Below are 18,130 nucleotides of genomic sequence, written 5' to 3' on the forward strand. Positions count from 1 at the left end.
GGTGGCAGGCGGCGGTGTTTGCCGTGCACGGGCTGTGGCGTGCGGGGGGCCGAGTGGCGCTCTGGGCCGAGGACGCGCGAGCGCTGGGGCAGGCGAGGCAACCGGTGCGCGGCGGGGGCGGTGAGCCTGGGGCTGCGGTGGGCTCGCATCCGTTCGCCTGCTCGGCCTCGCTGCTGGCGGAGGTGCTCGGCGGGATCGGGCCCGGGCTGGAGTGGCTTGCCGGGCAGGCCGCCGAGCGGTGGGCCACGTTGGCGCTGCCCTCGTTGAGTGGCGTGCCGACGGCCTCGCCCGAGCTGTTGAGCGGCCGGGCGCCGAACGCGGTGTCGCTGCGTGCCTGGCGAGTACCGGCGCTGGTCTTCGGGCCGGCCGAGAGCGCGCAGCTGCTGGGGGAGCTCTTCGATCCGCAGTGGGCGCTGACCAGCTCCGACGTACCCGGGGTGGGGCGGGCCGACGTCGCGTACGGCGCCTCGCTGCGCTGGCTCACCGGGGTGCACGACCTGGCCTGGCGCCTGGTGGGGCGGGGCCAGGTACTGCCGGGACTGGTTCGGCCGATATCGGTGCAGGCGGAGCCGGAGCCGGAGCCGGAGGCAGGGGCGGCGCCGGTGCGGCCGGGGCTGGAGGCGGGGATGGTGCCGGCGCCAGTGCCGGTGCGGCCGGAGTTGGGGTCGGGGTTGGGACTGGTGGAGGCCGAGGTCCCCGAGGACGAGGTGGCGTACGCCCGCTGGCGGCCGGTGCCAACCGCTGCCGATCGCCGTGCGGCGACCGCCCTCGCCGACGGCTGCCCCCGGGTGCTGCGCGGCGAGCGGTCGGGCGCGGTGCTGGTGGACGAGGTACTGGATGTGTTGACCGACCGCGAGGTCCGCGCCACCCTCGCCGACCACCCCGGCGCCCTCCGCATCCCCCGGGGCTCGGCGCCGGCGGACGGCCCGGCCGCGCGTCTGGCCGAGCGCTGGTTCACCGCGCTCGCCTCGCCGGACGGCCGGATCACGGTCGAGGACGGCGACGGGGATGGGGCCGCTGCCGCATTGGACGAGCTGGCCGCCCGCCTCACCGCCTGGTACGCCTCCGGTGTCCCCGCCGAACCCGCGCTGCGGCTCTGCTTCCGCCTGGTCGAGCCGCTCGGCCCCGACCCCACCGATCCCGAGGGTCGCGCTGTCGGCGACCATTGGCGGATCGACTTCCTGCTTCAAGCCGTGGACGAGCCCTCGCTCCTGGTCTCGGCCGCCGAGCTCTGGGCCGGTGGCGCCGCGCTCGCCGCCTTCGAGCGCAAGACCGACGACCCACAGGCCGGCTACCTCGCCGAACTGGACCGGGCCGCCCGCTGTCGCGCCGAGCTGCGCCCCGCGCTGCGCGAGACCCGACCGAAGGCGCTGACCCTCGATCGGGACGGCGCACTCGAATTCCTGCGTGAAGCCGCGCCGGTGCTGGCCGAGGCCGGCTTCGGCGTGCTGCTGCCCACCTGGTGGCAGCGCCGACCGCGCCTGGGCATGGCACTCACGGTCCGTGGCCCGGCCACGGCGGCGGTCGAACGGACCGAGCGGCTCGACCGCGACGCCGTGCTGGCCTTCCACTGGCAGCTCGCCGTGGACGGTGACCCGCTCACCGAACAGGAGCTCGCGGACCTGGCCGCTGCCAAGCGCGGACTGGTCCGGGTGCGCGGTCAGTGGATCGAGGTGGACGCGCGTCAGATCGCCGCCGCCGTTGACTTCCTGGCCAAGCAGGGCCAGGGCGAAAGCGACCCCGGACCGCTGCTGCGGCTGGCGCTGGACCCCGGATCCCTGGTCGCCGGTCTGCCGATCGGCGCCATCCGGGCGGCCGGCGTCCTCGGCGAGCTGCTCGGCGACGGGAGTGGTGAGGACGGGAACGGTGGGGACGGGAGTGGTGAGGGCGGGAACGGTGGGGACGGGAGTGGTGGGGACGGGAGCGACAGCGTGGCCCGCGCAGCCGTCCGGCTCCCCGCCGAGTTCGGCGCCACGCTGCGCCCGTACCAGGAACGCGGCGTGGCCTGGTTGAGCGCACTCAGCCGTCTCGGACTGGGTGCGGTGCTCGCCGATGACATGGGGTTGGGCAAGACCGTGCAGACCCTGGCCCTCCTGGCAGCGGAGCATGCGGCGGACCGGTCGGCAGGGCCCGGAGCCACAGACCCCGGCCGCGTTGACCCCGGCCGCGTTGACCCCGGCCGCACTGACCGCGGCCCCACCCTGCTGGTCTGCCCGATGTCCCTGGTCGCCAACTGGCGCCGCGAGGCTGCCCGGTTCGCGCCGATGCTCCGCGTGCACGTGCAGCACGGCGCGGAACGGCCGCTCGGCGAGGAGCTCCACGCCGCCGTCACCGGAGCCGACTTGGTGATCACCACTTACGGTCTGGTCCAGCGCGACGCCCCGCAACTGCGCACCATCGCCTGGCACCGGGTGATCGCCGACGAGGCGCAGACCGTCAAGAACAGCGCCACCGCGCAGTCCCGCGCGCTGCGTTCGATCCCGGCTGCGCACCGGATCGCGCTCACCGGGACGCCCGTGGAGAACCGCCTCGCCGAACTGCACGCCATTCTGGACTTCGCCAACCCCGGGCTGCTCGGCTCGGCCGCCGCGTTCAAGGAGCGCTACGCCGTCCCCGTCGAGCAGCAGGCCAGTGTCGCCCGGACCGCCGAACTGCGGCGTCGGACCGGCCCGTTCATCCTGCGACGACGCAAGGGCGATCCCGGGGTGCTGGCCGAGCTGCCGGCCAAGCAGGAGATGACCGTCTGGTGCACCCTGACCGCCGAACAGGCGGGCCTGTACCAGGCGGTGGTCGCCGACCTGCTGCACCGACTACGCGGGATCAAGGGCGTGGAGCGCAAGGGCGCGGTGCTCGGTGCGATCGGACGGCTGAAGCAGGTCTGCAACCACCCGGCTCAACTCCCGCACGACGGCTCGCCGGTGGCCGGACGCTCCGGCAAACTGGCCCGGCTGGAGGAACTGCTGACCGAGGCGCTGGCCGAGGGCGACCGCACGCTGGTCTTCACCCAGTACGCCGAGTTCGGCTCGCTGCTCCACCGCCACCTCGCCGAGCGACTCGACACCGAGGTGCTCTATCTGCACGGCCGCCTCGGTGCCAGCCGCCGGGAGGAGCTGATCACCCGGTTCCAGCAGCCGGACGGACCCGGCGTCTTCCTGCTCTCGCTGAAGGCCGGCGGCACCGGGCTCAACCTCACGGCGGCCAACCAGGTGATCCACCTGGACCGCTGGTGGAACCCGGCCGTCGAGGAGCAGGCCACCGACCGGGCCCACCGGATCGGCCAGCGACGCACCGTGCAGGTCCGCAGGTTCGTCTGTGCGGGCACGGTCGAGGAGCGGATCGCGGAGATGATCGACTCCAAGCGGGCGCTGGCGGATGTGGCGGTCGGCCAGGGGGAGCGATGGCTCACCGAACTGTCCACCGGTGAGCTGCGCGAACTGCTGACCCTCTCCCAGGAGGCGATGACCGAATGACCGATCGCGCGGCGAACCCACTGGACGACTACTGGAGGGGCGAGTTCACGCTCCAGCAGGAGGCACCGGCTGACGGGCCGTCGGAGCCGCTGCCGATCGAGTTGCTGGCCGCACCTGACATCACCGTCGGTGGCCGGAATCTCGCCCTGCTGCTCGCGCCGGTCTATCGGGCCCTCACCGACTGACGGCCGCCTGCTGTCCCGGCAGCCCATCGAGCCCGACCGTCCTGCTCGACCCTCGGCCCGACCGTCCTGCTCGACCCTCGACCTTGACCCTCGACCTGGTCGAGCCCCCAGAGTCCTCGGCATGGAGAGCGTGATGCGCAGTATCGGCCAGCTGGCCAGGGAGAGCGGCCTGACTGTCAGTGCGCTGCGGTTCTACGACGGTGCCGGTGTCTTCGGCCCGGCCTGGGTGGACCCGCAGAGCGGCTACCGCTGGTACGCGCCCGAGCAGCTCGCCGACGCCCGGCTGCTCTGCCGGCTGCGCCGGGTGGGGCTTCCGCTGGCGGAGATCCGCTTGGTGCTGTCCGCGCCACCGGGTTCCGGGGCGGCCCACCGCGTGCTGCAGGCGCACCTGCGGCGGTTGGAGGACGGCCTGGCCGACGCGCGTCGCGAACTCTCCCTTGTCCACGAGCTGATCGACCAGAGAGAGCACACCATGACACGCATCACCGTTGGTCGCGCCGCACTGTCCGCCGCACTGTCCGCCGTCCGCTTCGCCGTGTCCGCCGACCCCGAGTTGCCGATGCTCGGCGGCATCCTGTTCGACCTGGACGGTGAAGTGCTGCGACTGGTGGCCACCGACCGCTACCGGCTGGCGGTCGGCCAGGCCCCGGTCCGGGCCGGAGCCAGCGCCGGAGCTGACGCTGGAACCGGAACCGGAACCGGAACCGGAACCGGAACCGGAACCGAGGCTGGAGCTGGCGCTGGAGCCGAGTTCAGTGTCCTGGTCCCGGTGGCGCTCGCAGACCGGATCCGCGCGCTCGCCGAGGACAGCGCTGCCGAAGGCAACGGGGAGCTGACTCTCACCGTCGACGGCAGCCGGGTGGTCGCCGAGGCCGCCGGGCACCGGGCCGAGGGCGAGCGACTGGACCTGGACTTCCCCGACTACCGCCGACTCACCCGCCTGGAACCCAGCCACCGGGGCGAGATCAGCACGGAGGCACTGCGCAGTGCGGTCGCCGACGGCCCGACCCGCCCGTACACGCCGCAGGCGGGCGAGGATGCCGGGACGGCGGTCTCGCTGACGGTGCTCGCCGTCGGGGCGGATGGGCAGGTGCAGGTGGTGGACGGCGAGGAGTCGGTGGTTGATGCGAGTCCGGCGTCGGGGGAGCCTGCGGAGGTGCAAGTGGCGGTGAACCAGGAGTTCCTGCTCGATGCGCTCGCGGCCAGTGCCCAGGGCCAGCTGCTGCTGGAGCTCGGTGGCGCGATCAGCCCGCTGGCGATTCGCTCGGCAGGCGAGGCAGGGAACTTCTCGGTGCTGATGCCGGTCCGCCTCTCCTGACCACGCGGCCCGTGGCCTTTGTGCCGTCTGGCGCTGCTCACCCAAGGGGTGGACAGCGCCAGGCGTGCGCCCGCCGGCCCGTCGGCTGCCACCACGCCGCGCTGCCGCCATCGGCCCCTCGCGCCGCCACTTACCGTGACGGTGAAGGGAGGGCGAAGCCGATAGCTGAGGATCGGACTGCCGAGTCGGCCGGAGCGTTCACACAGAACACACCGCAAGGCAGTGCAAGACGCCACAGTGTGCGCGCCGCTAGCCAGCCTGCTTGCATTTGCAAGCATGAGTGGGCAGCATGGGGGCATGGCTTCACTGAACGTGAGCTCGCTGGGTGAGTACATCCGCGAGCAGCGGCGCAGCGCGCAGTACTCGTTGCGCCAGTTGGCGGAGGCTGCGGGTGTGTCGAACCCGTATCTCAGCCAGATTGAGCGGGGACTGCGCAAGCCGAGCGCGGAGATTCTGCAGCAGATCGCGAAGGCGCTGCGGATCTCGGCGGAGACGCTCTATGTGCAGGCGGGGATTTTGGAGGAGCGGCCGGCCGGCGGGGCGGACCTGCGGGCCGCGATCTTCGCTGACGCGGCGATCAGCGAGCAGCAGAAGCAGGCGCTGCTGGCCGTGTACGAGGCGTTTGTGACCGAGAACCTGGAGAGGAAAATCTGATGCCCGGCACCGATGAGATCCGGAACGAGATCCGCAAGACGCTGAGCGACCCCACGCCGCTGTACGCCCTCGCGGGCGCCGGAGACCTCGCCTACGAGAAGCTGCGCGAGGTGCCGGCACGGGTCGAGGCGCTCGCCGTGGACCGAAAGGGCACCCAGGAGGCGGCCGTGGCGCGGCTGCAGGAGGCGCAGGCCAAGGTGGTCGGGACGGTCACCACGCTGCCGACCGACCTCAAGACGCTGCAGGAGAAGGCGCAGACCTTTGCGCTGCAGCAGGTGGGTCGGGCCGCCGGGTTCGCGGTCAAGGCCAAGGAGGTCTACGACGAGCTGGCCGAGCGCGGCAAGGACGTCGTCGAGAAGAACCTGTCGGGGCGCCCGGAGCCCACGGCCGTGACGGTCGAGCGCACGGAGACGGTTCCGGTCGACAGCGAGGTGGTCGAGGCGGAGCAGGTCGACGAGCAGCCTGCGGGCGAGCCGACGGCGGAGAAGCCTGCGCCGGCCAGGAAGTCGACCCGGGCTCGGAAGGCACCGGCAACCGACAAGGCAGCTGACAAGGCAACCGACAAGTAGCGGCGGAGGACGAGCAGAGGTGACGTGACCCGGGTCGGCGAAGCGCCTTCGGTTGCCGACCCCGGTGTGACAGGGTTGAGGGACAGTGCCGCGGGAAGTCAAGTGGTGACGACGGCGGCGAGGTTCGAGTGAGGAGACCCGGGTGAGCTACTTCTCGTCCTACCAGTTGCTGAATCCGTTCTGGTGGCTCTCCGTCGGGATCATCCTCTTCAAGGCGTTCGCCTTCGTGGATGCGGCGACCCGGCGGGAAGACGCCTTTCGCGCGGCGGACAAGAAGACCAAGCCGTTCTGGCTGATCGTGCTCGGGCTGGCGCTCGTCCTGGACCTGCTCTTCGGCGCGAACTTCATCAGCAGCTTCCTGACCCTGGCCGGCCTGGTGGCCGCGATCGTCTACATGGTGGACGTCCGGCCGGCGATCCGGGCCGTGACGGGTGGCCGCGGCGGCAGCGACCGACTCAGCAGGGCGTGGCGCTCCCTGGGTAGGCGCGGCAACGGCCGCTGGTGACGCTCCGATATGACGGAGGGTGATACGGCGGAGGGTGATACGGCGGAGCGGCGAGGACGCTCCGTCAGCCCATCAGCGGCGGCTGCTGGTTGCGCTCCAGCAGCAGGACGGCGACATCGTCGGTCAGCGCACCGCCGTTGAGCTCCTCGACCTCGGCGAGCGCGCCGTCGACCAGGCGGCCACGAGTCAGCCCACGGGCCTGGTGGTCGCCGATGAGCCCGACCAGGCCGTCCTGGCCGAGGCGGCGGGACCCGGCCCCGACCCGGCCCTCGATCAGCCCGTCGGTGTAGAGCAGCAGACTCCACCCGGGCTCCAGCTCCACATGGAAGGCGGGCCATTCGGCGTCGGCGTCGTCGCAGGGCAGCAGGCCGAGGGCCGGCCCGGCGAGATCGCTCGGCAGCACCATGGGCCGCTGGTCGGCTGAGAGCAGCAGCGGAGCCGGGTGTCCGGCCAGGTACAGCTGGGCGTGTTCGACCCCGGGACGGTCGGAAGGCAGCGGCTGCTGGCCCACCCCTGGTGCCGGACGCTCGCCCGCCGTGCGGTTGCCGGCCATGGCCGAGGCCGTGGCCGCGCGGTGGTGCCGGCTCGGTGACGGGTACGTCGGCGCGCCCGGGGCGACCACCAGCATGCAGAGCGTCGCGAAGATCTCCTCGCTGCGCCGCTCGTGTTCCAGGACGTGCTGAAGAGTGGTCAGCAGGGTCTGGCCGGTGAGGCCGGCGAAGACCAGGGTCCGCCACGCTATCCGCAGCGCGACCCCGAGGGCGGCTTCGTCGGGGCCGTGCCCACAGACGTCACCGATGACCACGTGGACCGTGCCGTCGTCGGTGCGTACCGCGTCGTAGAAGTCACCGCCGAGCAGGGCGCGTCGGCGGCCCGGCCGGTAGCGGCGGGTGAACGAGAGGTCGGCGCCCTCCAGCAACGGGGTGGGCAGCAGGTGGCGCTGCAGGCGGGCGTTCTCCTGCCCGCGCAGCTCGGCCTCGACCAGTCGGCGCTGTGACTCGTCGGCCCGCTTGCGCTCGACCGCGTAGCGCAGCGCCCGGGCGAGCAGCCGTCCGTCGGTCTCGTCCCGAGTCAGGAAGTCCTGGGCGCCGGTCGCCACCGCGGCGGCGCCGAGTTGGGCGTCGGCTGCGTCGGTGAGCACCACGACCGCTGCGTTCGGCGCGAGTCGCAGCACCTCGCGCAGTCCGTCGAGCGGATCGGTCTCGGTGCTGGCCGGACCGCCGGTGGACGGGGTGGCCAGGTCGAGCAGGACGCAGCTGAAGTCGACCGGCGGCAGGGCGCGGCCGCGGCGGCCGGGTGGCGCGGTCGAGCTGAGCAGGGCGGCGGCCGCGGCCAGGCCGTGAGCCCGGTGGAGCTCCACCGGGGTGCCGCTGGCGGCCACTAGCTCCTCGATCAGCCTGGTGTCGGTGGTGTCGTTCTCGATCACCAGGAGTTTGAGTGGACCGGCAGTGCGGTCGCCGGAGGTCGGGCGCGGGTTGGACCGCGGGCCGGGGAGGGAGAGGCCGGTGGGTTGGGCGCCGGAGTCGCCGTCCGGAGTGGCGGGGCGGCGCGGGCGCCGCGCCGCGTCGGTGAAGCCGCTCAGGTCGCCGAAGGTGGCCACACCGGGAACGCCGGTGATACCCGTGATGCCGTCCAGTCGGCCGAGCCCCTCGAGGGTGTCGAGACCGTGGACGGAGCTCAGCCCGCTCATGTCGTTCAGGCTGGCGTCCTCGACCGGGGGAGCAGCCGGATCAGGGCAGGAGGCACCGACACACTGGCGGACGCCAGCCACTGCCGGGGCGCTGGACCGGCTGTCGGCGCCGAGTCCTTGCCCGTCTCCCGTAGCGGGCACGGATGATTCCTCCTCTTCCCTGACGGGGTAACGCTTTCGATCCGCGTGCGGTGCCCGCGCGGCACCGCGAGTCAGGGAACCTTTCGCGACCATAACGTGATCTCCGGGGATTTCCTTGGCTGGTCGGCGTGGATGTGGTTATTGCCACGCTGGTGGCGGGCCTGATGGCTAGCGTGCGGGACGGGAGGCCGGGCGATCGCGCGGCCTGATACGAGGGGCTGACGGTGACACAGATCACATTGGTTCAGGGTGATATCACGAAGCAGCGAGTTGATGCCGTGGTCAACGCGGCCAACTCGTCCTTGCAGGGCGGCGGTGGCGTCGACGGTGCGATCCATCGCGCCGGCGGTCCGGAGATCCTGGCCGAGTGCCGAAGGCTCCGGGCCTCGCACTACGGGAAGGGTCTGGGGGTCGGACAGGCGGTGGTGACGACGGCCGGGACGCTGCCGGCCAGGTACGTGGTGCACACGGTCGGCCCGGTGTACGGGGCCGAGGAGTACGAGCGCGGGGCGGAGCTGCTGGCGTCCTGTTATCGGGAGTCACTGCGGCTGGCGGTGGAGTCGGGGGCTCGGACGGTGGCGGTCCCGGCGGTGTCGACCGGGGTCTATCGGTGGCCGATGGAGGACGCGGCGCGAATCGCTCTGTCGACCGTGGCGGCGGTGGCTGCGGAGGCTGGCGGGGCGGAGTTGGACGAGGTGCGGTTCGTGCTGTTCGGGGCGGAGGCGTACGAGACCTTCGCGCAGGTGGCGGACGCGTTGGGGCTCGGCCCGGCGGGGCCGCGGGAGGGTTAGGTGCAGCAGTCTGAACGAGTCAAGGAGCATCACCTGGTGCGCCCCCATAGTGGCCTGACGGCGCGTCAACACGCCAGAGGAATTCGATAACTCGTTCGAGTGAATTGAGGGTGCCCCCGGCCGGTCAGGGCCGCTCGCCCCCGAACAGTTCGCAGCTCAGGGCGCCAACGCCGACCACGGCAGGGTGACCTCGCCCTGCCGCCACCGCCCGCGCGCGTCCACCAGTGGCCACTGTCCGGCGAGCGCTTCGCAGGCGGCCACCCAGCGCTGGCGCACCCCGAACGCCCCGTAGGGTGCGGCCGCGGCCCAGGCCCGGTCGAAGTCGGCCAGGAAGGTGTGCACCGGCCGGCCCGGCACGTTGTGGTGGATCAGCGCCTTGGGCAGTCGCTCGGCCAGGTCGGAGGGCCGCTCCAGCCCGGCCAACCGGGCCGCGAAGGTCACCGTGCGCGGCCCCTCCGGGCCGAGCGCCACCCAGACGTGCCGGCGCCCGATCTCGTCGCAGGTCCCCTCGACGAGCAGTCCGCCCGGCGCCAGCCGCCCGCACAGCCTCTCCCAGACCGCCTCGACCGCCTCCTCCTCGTACTGGCGCAGCACATTGGCGGCCCGGATCAGCTGCGCCGAGGCACCGTCCAGCGGCACCTCGAAGCCACCGCGACGGAAGGTCAGCGCGGGCGGCACGGCATAGGGCAGCGCGGCGGCAACCCGGGCCGGCTCGATCTCGATGCCGACCATCCGGATGTCGGAGCGCACCGCGCGCAGTCGCCCGTACAGCTCGACCGCCGTCCAGGGCGCCGCGCCGTACCCGAGGTCCACCGCCACCGGCGGCGGGTCGGCCGCGCGCAGCCGGGCACCGAGCGTGTGGACGATCCAGCGGTCCATCCGCCGCAGGCGGTTGGTGTTGGTGGTGCCCCGGGTCACCGTGCCGACCGGCCGGGTGGCGGGGCCCTTCGACGCCCGGCGCGCACCCGTCGTACCGGGCGGGACGGTCGCACCGCGCGTGGCGGGATGCCCGAACGAGCCCGGGTCGAAGGAAGCAGCCATCCCCGCAGGGTACGCGGACCGGACCGGTGGCCACGGTCCCGGGCGGGCGCGGGACGGGAGGTGCGGCAGGGGTCACTTCCGGACCGGGAATGCCGGCCGCCCGTCCGGGGTTGTCAGCCTGTTGAACCCAGCAGAGCGGTCAGTGCGGCCGACCAGAAAGGCCCCAGTCAGGTGATCCAGCACCCCGTGTCGACGGCATGGCGCGAGCGGCAGACGCCGCCGCGCGGGCGCCTGCACGCCTTCGCCACCGGCCGCGGCCGCCGTCCGCGCCGGATCGCGATGCTGAGCGTGCACACCTCCCCTTTGCACCAGCCGGGCACCGGCGACGCGGGCGGCATGAACGTCTACATCGTCGAGCTGGCCAGGCGGCTGGCCGCGCTCAACATCGAGGTCGAGGTCTTCACCCGGGCCACCTCCTCCGACCTGCCGCCGACCGTCGACCTGGCGCCCGGGGTGCTGGTCCGCCACGTCACCGCCGGCCCGTACGAGGGCCTGGTCAAGGAGGACCTGCCGGCCCAGCTGTGCGCCTTCACCCATGGCGTGCTGCGCACCGAGGCGGGGCACCGCCCGGGCCACTACGACCTGGTGCACTCCCACTACTGGCTCTCCGGCCAGGTCGGCTGGCTGGCGGCCGAGCGCTGGGGGGTGCCGCTGGTGCACACCATGCACACCATGGCCAAGGTCAAGAACGCCGCCCTGGCCGAGGGCGACACGCCCGAGCCGGCGGCGCGGGTGATCGGCGAGACCCAGGTGGTGGAGGCGGCCGACCGCCTGATCGCCAACACCGCCGACGAGGCCGGCGAGCTCTCCACCCACTACGGTGCCCGGACCGACCAGCTGGCCGTGGTGCACCCGGGCGTCAACCTGGACGTCTTCCGCCCAGGCGAGCCGGGTGCCCAGCGCGCCGCCCGGGCCCGCCTCGGGCTGCCGCAGGACGCCGCGGTGCTGCTCTTCGCCGGCCGAATACAGCCGCTGAAGGCACCGGACGTGCTGCTCAAGGCGGTCTCGGCACTGCTGGAGCGGCGTCCCGAGCTGCGCGACAACCTGGTCGTCCCGGTGGTCGGCGGCCCGTCCGGCACGGGGCTGGCCAAGCCGCAGGCCCTACAGAAGCTCGCGGCCCAGCTCGGGATCGGCGATGTGGTGCGGTTCCACCCGCCGGTCGGGCAGCCGGAGCTCGCCGAGTGGTACCGGGCCGCGACGGTGCTGGTGATGCCCTCCTACAGCGAGTCCTTCGGCCTGGTGGCGCTGGAGGCGCAGGCCTGCGGCACGCCGGTGCTGGCCGCGGCGGTCGGCGGGCTGCCGGTGGCGGTCCGGGACGGTGAGACGGGCACCCTGGTGCGCGGCCACGACCCGGCCGACTGGGCGCGTGCCTTGGAGCCGTACGTCACCCGGACCGAGCTGGTGGCCCGGCAGGGCGCGGCGGCGGCCCGGCACGCGGCGGGCTTCGGCTGGGGCGCGGCGGCGGCGACCACCGCCGAGGTGTACGCGGGCGCGCTCGCCCGTCCGGCCGGGCGGCTCGGCGGAGCCCGGCGCCGGCTGGTCTGACCGGGCGGTCGTCGATGCGCCGGGCGGCAACCGAGACGTGCGCGCGTACCAGCGGGTAACGTCACCGTCATGGCAATCCGTACCAAGGACGAGGCGCTCGGCCTGCTCGCCGCCGCGCTGGACGAGGCCGGCGTGAGCTGGGAGTCGGCCGCCGCCGATCCGTACACGCTGGTCGCGACGCTGCCCGGCACCCGCAAGCTCAGCACGACCTGTGCGCTGCGGATCGGCGACCACACCCTGTCGGTGAACGCCTTCGTGATCCGCCGCCCGGACGAGAACCACGAGGGGGTGTTCCGCTGGCTGCTGGAGCGCAACACCCGGCTGTACGGGGTCGCCTACGCCCTGGACTCGCTCGGCGACGTCTATCTGACCGGCCGGCTGCCGCTGGCGGCACTCACCGCCGAGTCGGTGGACCGGCTGCTCGGCACGGTGCTGGAGAACGCCGACGAGCCGTTCAACACCCTGCTCGAACTCGGCTTCGCCTCGGCGATCCGGCGCGAGTGGGAATGGCGCACCAAGCGGGGCGAGTCCACCCGCAACCTGGCGGCCTTCGCCCATCTCGCCGGTCCGCCCGCCGCAGCCGACCGGCCCGCGGCGGACTGACCGAGCTGCGGCGGGCGGATCAGCCGAGCGACCCGGCCCGGACCTGGGCGGCCACAGCCGCCGAGGCGTCCGCCCGACGTCCGACCACCAGGTACCCGGCCGCCGCCACCGTGCCGAGCACCGCGCAGCCGCCCCAGACCGTGCCGCCACCGGCGTGGTCCAGCAGGAAGCCGCCGACGACCGGCCCGACGAACGAGGCCGCCGACCAGGCAAGCGAGGAGACGCCCTGGTAGCGCCCGCGGGCGTGGGTCGGCGACAGCTCGGCCACCAGGCCCATGTTGGTCGGCACCTGGATGATCTCGCCGACCGTCCAGACCGCCACCGTGAACGCGAAGAAGAGCGCCGAGGAGCCCGCGAAGGCGGTGAGCCCGGCACCCCAACCGGTCAACAGCGCCGCGACCAGCAGCAGCGTCCCGCGGTCGCGTCCTTGGATCATCCGGGTGACCGGGATCTGCAGCACGACGATCAGCAGACCGTTCAGTCCGATCACCAGACCGTACTGCGTGGTGCTGAGCCCGGCCTTGCCCATGACCACCGCGAGCGTGGTGCTGCCCTGCTGCATGATCAGCGCGAACAGGAAGGTCAGGCCGACCAGTGCCATGTACCGCCGGTCGCGAAAGACCGTCCCCAGGCTGATCTGCGGCGCGGCCTTGTCCCCCGGGGGCACGGCCGGCCGGGACTCGGGGACCTTGGCGAAGACCACCAGCGCGCAGAGCAGCGTGGTGGCCGCGTCGGCGAGGAACAGGGGCAGGTAGCCGTGCACGGCGATCAGTCCGGCCATCGCCGCCGAGACACCGAAACCGATGTTGATCGCCCAGTAGTTCAGCGAGAACGCACGCACCCGGTCGGCGGCCGGGACCACGTCGGCGATGATCGCCGAGATGGCGGGCCGGGCGGCGTTGGCGCTCAGACCGGTCAGGAAGGCCACCGCTGCGATCATCAGCTGACCGTCGGCGAAGCCCAGCGCCGCCGTGGAGGCGGCGGTCAGCACCTGGGCCACCAGCACGGTGGGCCGCCGTCCGATCCGGTCGGCCAGCACCCCGCCGGTCAGGGAGGCGATCGCCGAGCCGAGGCCGAACAGCGCGGCGACCACACCCGCGTACGAGGCCGAGTAGCCGCGGTCGACGGTCAGGTACAGGGCCAGGAAGGTCACCACGAAGCCGCCGAGCCGGTTCACCAGCGTCGAGATCCACAGCCACCAGAACGCGGACGGCAGCCCGCCGACCGACTCGGTGACGGTGCCGCGCAACCGGGTGGGCAGCGAGGTGGCGAGGGCGGGCATGGCGGCTCCCGGGGCGGCAGGTGTCCCGTGAGCGGCGTGGGGTGACCGGACAGCGGGACCGTAAGTGGCAGTGGCGACATGCGCACATTACTTGCGACCCTCCGGCCCGGCTACCCGTTTTTTGGCTCCACTAAGCTGTGGGCCATGGCTGACACGACCTACCGACTGATCCTGCTCCGCCACGGCGAGAGCGAGTGGAACCAGAAGAACCTGTTCACCGGCTGGGTCGACGTCGACCTGAACGAAAAGGGTGAGAAGGAGGCCGCGCGCGGCGGCGAACTGCTCGCCTCCGAGGGCCTCTTCCCCGATGTGGTGCACACCTCGCTGCTGCGCCGCGCCATCCGCACCTCGCAGATCGCGCTGGACAAGGCCGACCGCCACTGGATCCCGGTCAGCCGCAGCTGGCGCCTGAACGAGCGCCACTACGGTGCGCTGCAGGGCAAGGACAAGGCCCAGACCCTGGCCGAGTTCGGCGAGGAGCAGTTCCAGCTGTGGCGCCGCTCCTACGACACCCCGCCGCCGGTGCTGGCCGACGACAACGAGTTCTCGCAGGCCGGCGACGCCCGTTACGCGGACATCCCGAGCGAGCTGCGTCCGCGCACCGAGTGCCTCAAGGACGTCGTCGACCGGATGCTGCCGTACTGGTACGACGCGATCGTGCCGGACCTGGCCGCGGGCAAGACCGTGCTGGTGACCGCGCACGGCAACAGCCTGCGCGCGCTGGTGAAGCACCTGGACGGGATCTCCGACGAGGCGATCGCCGGCCTGAACATCCCGACCGGCATCCCGCTGGTCTACGAGCTCGACGCCGACTTCAAGCCGGTCACCGCCGGCGGCCGCTACCTGGACGCCGAGGCCGCCGCCGCCGCGATCGAGGCCGTGAAGAACCAGGGCAAGAAGTAAGGCCTTCAGCGAATACGACGACGTGGGTGGGTCCGGCCGAGGAGGCCGGGCCCACCCACGTCGTTTCGTTCAGTGGCCGCCGCAGCAACCGCCGGTCGCGCTGCCGCACTGGCAGGGTGCACCGGACTGGCAGCCGCAGCCGCAGCCGGGACCGCAGCCGCAGGCGCCGAGCAGGATCGGCTGGTGAACCGGGGCGCAGCAGGACGCCTGTTCGGTGGCTCGAGGGGTCGGTACGGGCCGGGCGGGGTTGGTGGTCATGGTGCGGTGCCCTCCTCGATGGTGGCAGGCAGCGGTGAGAGGCTGCCCGCCCATCGAGTGAAGCTCGCGTACTGACGGAGCGTCAACGGGCGCGTAGGGGTGGGGTCGCGGCTGTCCCGTGCACCCACACCTCGGCGCGACCAGGTTTGGACCGGCGGGACTACTCGTCCGCGGCGGGCTTCTCCTCGGGGATGAACTCGCCCGCGTGCTCGCCGGTCACCAGGAAGACGACGCGCTTGGCGACCGAGACCGCGTGGTCGGCGAAGCGCTCGTAGTACCGTCCGATCAGCGTCACGTCCACGCCGGTCTCGATGCCGTGCTGCCAGCGGTCGTCGATCAGGTGGGCGAAGAGCTCGCGGTGCAGCGAGTCCATCGCGTCGTCGTCGCGCTCCAGCTGCAGGGCGGCGTCCACGTCCTTGGTGGCGATCACCTGGCCGGCCTTGGACACCAGCCGCTGGGCGAGCTGCCCCATCTCCAGCACGATCGGGTGCAGGTCGTTCGGCACCGCCGTCTCGGGGTAGCGCAGCCGGGCCACCTTGGCCACGTGCCGGGCCAGGTCGCCACAGCGCTCCAGGTCGGCACTCATCCGCAGCGAGGTGACCACGATCCGCAGGTCGGTGGCGACCGGCTGCTGGCGGGCCAGCAGGTCGATCGCGCGGTTCTCCAGCTCGTGGTGGAGGTCGTTGACCTTGTCGTCGGCCGCGATCACGCTCTCGGCCAGCGCCAGGTCGGCGTCGAGCAGCGCGGTGGTGGCCCGGCCCATGGCAGAGCCGACCATCCGGGCCATCTCGACCAGGCTGTCGCCGATCGAGTCGAGTTCCTCGTGGTACGAGTCGCGCATGCTCTTCTCTTCTCCTCAGTAGCTGTGTCGGTGGCGGTGCCGACCGGCCGTCGCGCCGCTCTTCGAAGCGCCAGACCGCTGCTGGTGGCGCGCATCGTACGCGCGCCACGGACCCACACGGGCTGCACTCGCCAGACTGGGCCGTCCGGGCGACGACCCACGGCCGCCGCAGTGAACCGGCAGCTACTTGAAGGTGAATTCTCGGCAACGCGCGGCCGATGCCTTGATCTGACGCTTACAAGGCGCCCGGTCCATGCGCTTACGCTGGTCGGCATGGACGTGAATGTGGCTGCCGCCGCTGCCTGCGCCATCGCCGGGCTCGGTGTCGGCCTCACCGCCTCCATTGCCTTCCGCTGGAGCGAGCGAGAGCAGGCCCGGGGCGGCAACAGCGGCAACGGCAGAAGAAGTGGCAGCACGACGGCGGTGAACTCTCCCCTTCAGGAACCGGCCCTGCCGCCGGGCGTGGACACCGTGCTGTCGGTGCTGCGCTCCTGTGCGATCGTGCTCGGCGACGGCGACGAGGTGGTCAAGGCCAGCTCCGCCGCCTACTCGATGGGCCTGGTCCGCGGTGGCGCCGTGGCAGTCGAGCCGATGCTCGCGCTTGCCCGGGCGACCCGCCGCGACGGTGAGATCCGCCAGGTCGAACTGGACGTCCCGCGTCCGGGCGTGGCGCGCTCCGGCGAGCCGCTCTCGGTCTCGGTCCGGGTCGCCCCGCTCGGCTCCCGGCTGGTCCTGGTGCTGGTCGAGGACCTCACCGAGCGCCGTCGGATCGAGGCGGTCCGGCGCGACTTCGTGGCCAATGTCAGCCATGAGCTCAAGACCCCGGTCGGGGCCCTGTCGCTGCTCTCCGAGGCGGTCGCCGACGCGTCCGACGACCCGGAGGCGGTGCAGCGCTTCGCCGGCCGGATGCAGATCGAGGCCACCCGGCTGGCCAGCCTGGTCCAGGAGATCATCGACCTCTCCCGGGTGCAGGACGACCGTCTGCTGATGGACCCCGAGCCGGTTCCGGTGGACGAGCTGATCGCCGAGGCGATGGACCGCTGCCGCCAGCAGGCCGCGGCCAAGCAGATCCACATCGCGGCCGGCGGCATCGCCGGCCTCCACATCCACGGCGACCGCGGCCAGCTCGCCGCCGCGCTCGGCAACCTGGTCGAGAACGCCGTCAACTACAGTCCGCCACGGACCAGGGTGGCCATCGCCACCCGCCGGATAGCCAGCGCCGCCGCGATCGGCGAGGCGGACGGCGAGCTGATCGAGATCTCGGTGACCGACCAGGGCATCGGCATCTCGGAGAAGGACCGCGAGCGGATCTTCGAACGCTTCTACCGGGTGGACCCGGCCCGTTCCCGTGCCACCGGCGGCACCGGCCTGGGCCTGTCCATCGTCAAGCACGTGGCCGCCTCGCACGGCGGCACCGTCTCGGTCTGGAGCGTCGAAGGCCAGGGCTCCACCTTCACCGTCCGGCTGCCCGCCGGGCAGAACCCGGCGCCGGCCGCACCGGCGCCCATCGAACCCGCAACCACATCCCCCCTTCCTGCCCCGGAGGCCCGATCGTGACCCGAGTACTGGTGGTCGAGGACGAGGAGTCGTTCAGCGACGCCCTGTCGTACATGCTTCGCAAGGAGGGATTCGAGGTGGCGGTCGCCGCCACCGGCCCGGACGCGCTGGAGCAGTTCGAACGCAATGGCGCCGACCTGGTGCTGCTCGACCTGATGCTGCCCGGGCTGCCCGGCACCGAGGTCTGCCGCCAGCTGCGGGTGCGCTCCAACGTGCCCGTGATCATGGTGACCGCCAAGGACAGTGAGATCGACAAGGTCGTCGGTCTGGAGATAGGCGCTGACGACTACGTCACCAAGCCGTACTCCACCCGCGAGCTGGTGGCCCGGATCCGCGCGGTGCTGCGCCGTCGCGGCGAGGACGGCGGCGCCGGTACCGACGGCGGCGGCCCGGGCGCGCTGGAGGCGGGTCCGGTCCGGATGGACGTGGACCGGCACGTGGTGACGGTGGACGGCGCCAAGGTCGACCTGCCGCTCAAGGAGTTCGACCTGCTGGAGATGCTGCTGCGCAACGCCGGCCGGGTGCTCACCCGGATGCAGCTGATCGACCGGGTCTGGGGCGCGGACTACGTCGGCGACACCAAGACCCTCGACGTCCACGTCAAGCGGCTTCGGGCGAAGATCGAGCCGGACCCGGGCGCGCCGCGCTACCTGGTGACGGTCCGCGGCCTGGGCTACAAGTTCGAGCCGTAAACCGCCCGGGTCCTGAGCCCGGACATGACCGAGGGCCGCATCCCCGAATCGGGGTGCGGCCCTCGGTCATGTCCGGGGGCGTGCG

Annotated in this window: 17 protein-coding genes; 12 read left to right on the forward strand and 5 right to left on the reverse strand. The window is 72.5% G+C overall.

Annotated elements, in window-relative coordinates:
- Window positions 1–137 precede the first annotated feature (137 nt).
- The 6 genes from BR98_RS25030 (at window position 138) to BR98_RS25055 (ending at window position 6,701) form a co-directional block, all read left to right on the forward strand.
- Window positions 138–3,470 (forward strand): DEAD/DEAH box helicase, encoded by a 3,333-nt coding sequence (locus BR98_RS25030; protein ID WP_051970190.1) that lies wholly within the window; start codon window positions 138–140, stop codon window positions 3,468–3,470.
- Window positions 3,467–3,655, forward strand: coding sequence for a hypothetical protein (locus BR98_RS25035; RefSeq protein WP_035847700.1), 189 nt, complete (start codon window positions 3,467–3,469; stop codon window positions 3,653–3,655). Before BR98_RS25030 ends, BR98_RS25035 begins: the two co-directional genes overlap by 4 nt.
- A gap of 133 nt (window positions 3,656–3,788) precedes the next feature.
- Window positions 3,789–4,973, forward strand: coding sequence for a DNA polymerase III subunit beta family protein (locus BR98_RS25040; RefSeq protein WP_232247533.1), 1,185 nt, complete (start codon window positions 3,789–3,791; stop codon window positions 4,971–4,973).
- Between the two features lie 297 nt (window positions 4,974–5,270).
- Window positions 5,271–5,627, forward strand: coding sequence for a helix-turn-helix domain-containing protein (locus tag BR98_RS25045; protein ID WP_035847706.1), 357 nt, complete (start codon window positions 5,271–5,273; stop codon window positions 5,625–5,627).
- Window positions 5,627–6,196, forward strand: a complete 570-nt coding sequence (locus BR98_RS25050) for a hypothetical protein (RefSeq protein WP_035847709.1) — start codon at window positions 5,627–5,629, stop codon at window positions 6,194–6,196. Before BR98_RS25045 ends, BR98_RS25050 begins: the two co-directional genes overlap by 1 nt.
- A 142-nt stretch (window positions 6,197–6,338) precedes the next feature.
- Window positions 6,339–6,701: a DUF2516 family protein gene (locus BR98_RS25055; protein ID WP_051970191.1), complete on the forward strand. Its 363-nt coding sequence runs from the start codon at window positions 6,339–6,341 to the stop codon at window positions 6,699–6,701.
- Between the two features lie 64 nt (window positions 6,702–6,765).
- Here BR98_RS25055 and BR98_RS25060 read toward each other — a convergent pair whose 3' ends face one another.
- Entirely contained in the window at window positions 6,766–8,391 is a 1,626-nt protein-coding gene (locus tag BR98_RS25060; RefSeq protein ID WP_083976958.1) for a PP2C family protein-serine/threonine phosphatase, read from the reverse strand.
- A gap of 365 nt (window positions 8,392–8,756) precedes the next feature.
- Between BR98_RS25060 and BR98_RS25065 the strand changes: the two genes are divergently transcribed.
- On the forward strand, window positions 8,757–9,323 hold the full coding sequence (locus BR98_RS25065) for an O-acetyl-ADP-ribose deacetylase (RefSeq protein ID WP_035847711.1): 567 nt from the start codon (window positions 8,757–8,759) through the stop codon (window positions 9,321–9,323).
- A 156-nt stretch (window positions 9,324–9,479) separates the two neighbouring features.
- On the opposite strand, the gene BR98_RS25070 is transcribed toward BR98_RS25065, so the two are convergent.
- Complete coding sequence (locus tag BR98_RS25070) at window positions 9,480–10,364, reverse strand: class I SAM-dependent methyltransferase (RefSeq protein ID WP_232247534.1); 885 nt, start codon at window positions 10,362–10,364, stop codon at window positions 9,480–9,482.
- Between the two features lie 279 nt (window positions 10,365–10,643).
- On the opposite strand from BR98_RS25070, the gene mshA reads away from it, so the two are divergent.
- Both mshA and BR98_RS25080 read left to right on the forward strand, forming a co-directional pair.
- On the forward strand, window positions 10,644–11,909 hold the full coding sequence (gene mshA / locus BR98_RS25075) for a D-inositol-3-phosphate glycosyltransferase (protein ID WP_157538217.1): 1,266 nt from the start codon (window positions 10,644–10,646) through the stop codon (window positions 11,907–11,909).
- 69 nt (window positions 11,910–11,978) lie between these two features.
- Complete coding sequence (locus tag BR98_RS25080) at window positions 11,979–12,512, forward strand: type III secretion system chaperone family protein (protein ID WP_051970193.1); 534 nt, start codon at window positions 11,979–11,981, stop codon at window positions 12,510–12,512.
- 19 nt (window positions 12,513–12,531) lie between these two features.
- Here the strand turns inward: BR98_RS25080 and BR98_RS25085 are convergent, their stop codons facing one another.
- Window positions 12,532–13,794: an MDR family MFS transporter gene (locus BR98_RS25085; RefSeq protein WP_051970194.1), complete on the reverse strand. Its 1,263-nt coding sequence runs from the start codon at window positions 13,792–13,794 to the stop codon at window positions 12,532–12,534.
- Window positions 13,795–13,938: 144 nt separating this feature from the next.
- Here BR98_RS25085 and BR98_RS25090 point away from each other — a divergent pair, with 144 nt between their 5' ends.
- A complete protein-coding gene (locus BR98_RS25090; RefSeq protein ID WP_035847713.1) occupies window positions 13,939–14,697 on the forward strand; it encodes a phosphoglyceromutase in 759 nt (252 codons plus the stop codon).
- A gap of 69 nt (window positions 14,698–14,766) precedes the next feature.
- Here the strand turns inward: BR98_RS25090 and BR98_RS38370 are convergent, their stop codons facing one another.
- The gene (locus BR98_RS38370; RefSeq protein ID WP_083976962.1) at window positions 14,767–14,955 is read right to left on the reverse strand and encodes a hypothetical protein; all 189 of its coding nucleotides are present in this window, start codon (window positions 14,953–14,955) and stop codon (window positions 14,767–14,769) included.
- A gap of 160 nt (window positions 14,956–15,115) precedes the next feature.
- Entirely contained in the window at window positions 15,116–15,796 is a 681-nt protein-coding gene (phoU, locus tag BR98_RS25095; protein WP_035847715.1) for a phosphate signaling complex protein PhoU, read from the reverse strand.
- A 273-nt stretch (window positions 15,797–16,069) separates the two neighbouring features.
- On the opposite strand from phoU, the gene BR98_RS25100 reads away from it, so the two are divergent.
- Together BR98_RS25100 and BR98_RS25105 are read left to right on the forward strand one after the other, a co-directional pair.
- Window positions 16,070–17,353 (forward strand): sensor histidine kinase, encoded by a 1,284-nt coding sequence (locus tag BR98_RS25100; protein WP_035847717.1) that lies wholly within the window; start codon window positions 16,070–16,072, stop codon window positions 17,351–17,353.
- The gene (locus BR98_RS25105; RefSeq protein ID WP_035847719.1) at window positions 17,350–18,045 is read left to right on the forward strand and encodes a response regulator transcription factor; all 696 of its coding nucleotides are present in this window, start codon (window positions 17,350–17,352) and stop codon (window positions 18,043–18,045) included. Before BR98_RS25100 ends, BR98_RS25105 begins: the two co-directional genes overlap by 4 nt.
- Window positions 18,046–18,130 lie beyond the last annotated feature (85 nt).

Origin of the sequence: Kitasatospora azatica KCTC 9699 (assembly GCF_000744785.1) — a bacterium.
Lineage (GTDB): Bacteria > Actinomycetota > Actinomycetes > Streptomycetales > Streptomycetaceae > Kitasatospora > Kitasatospora azatica.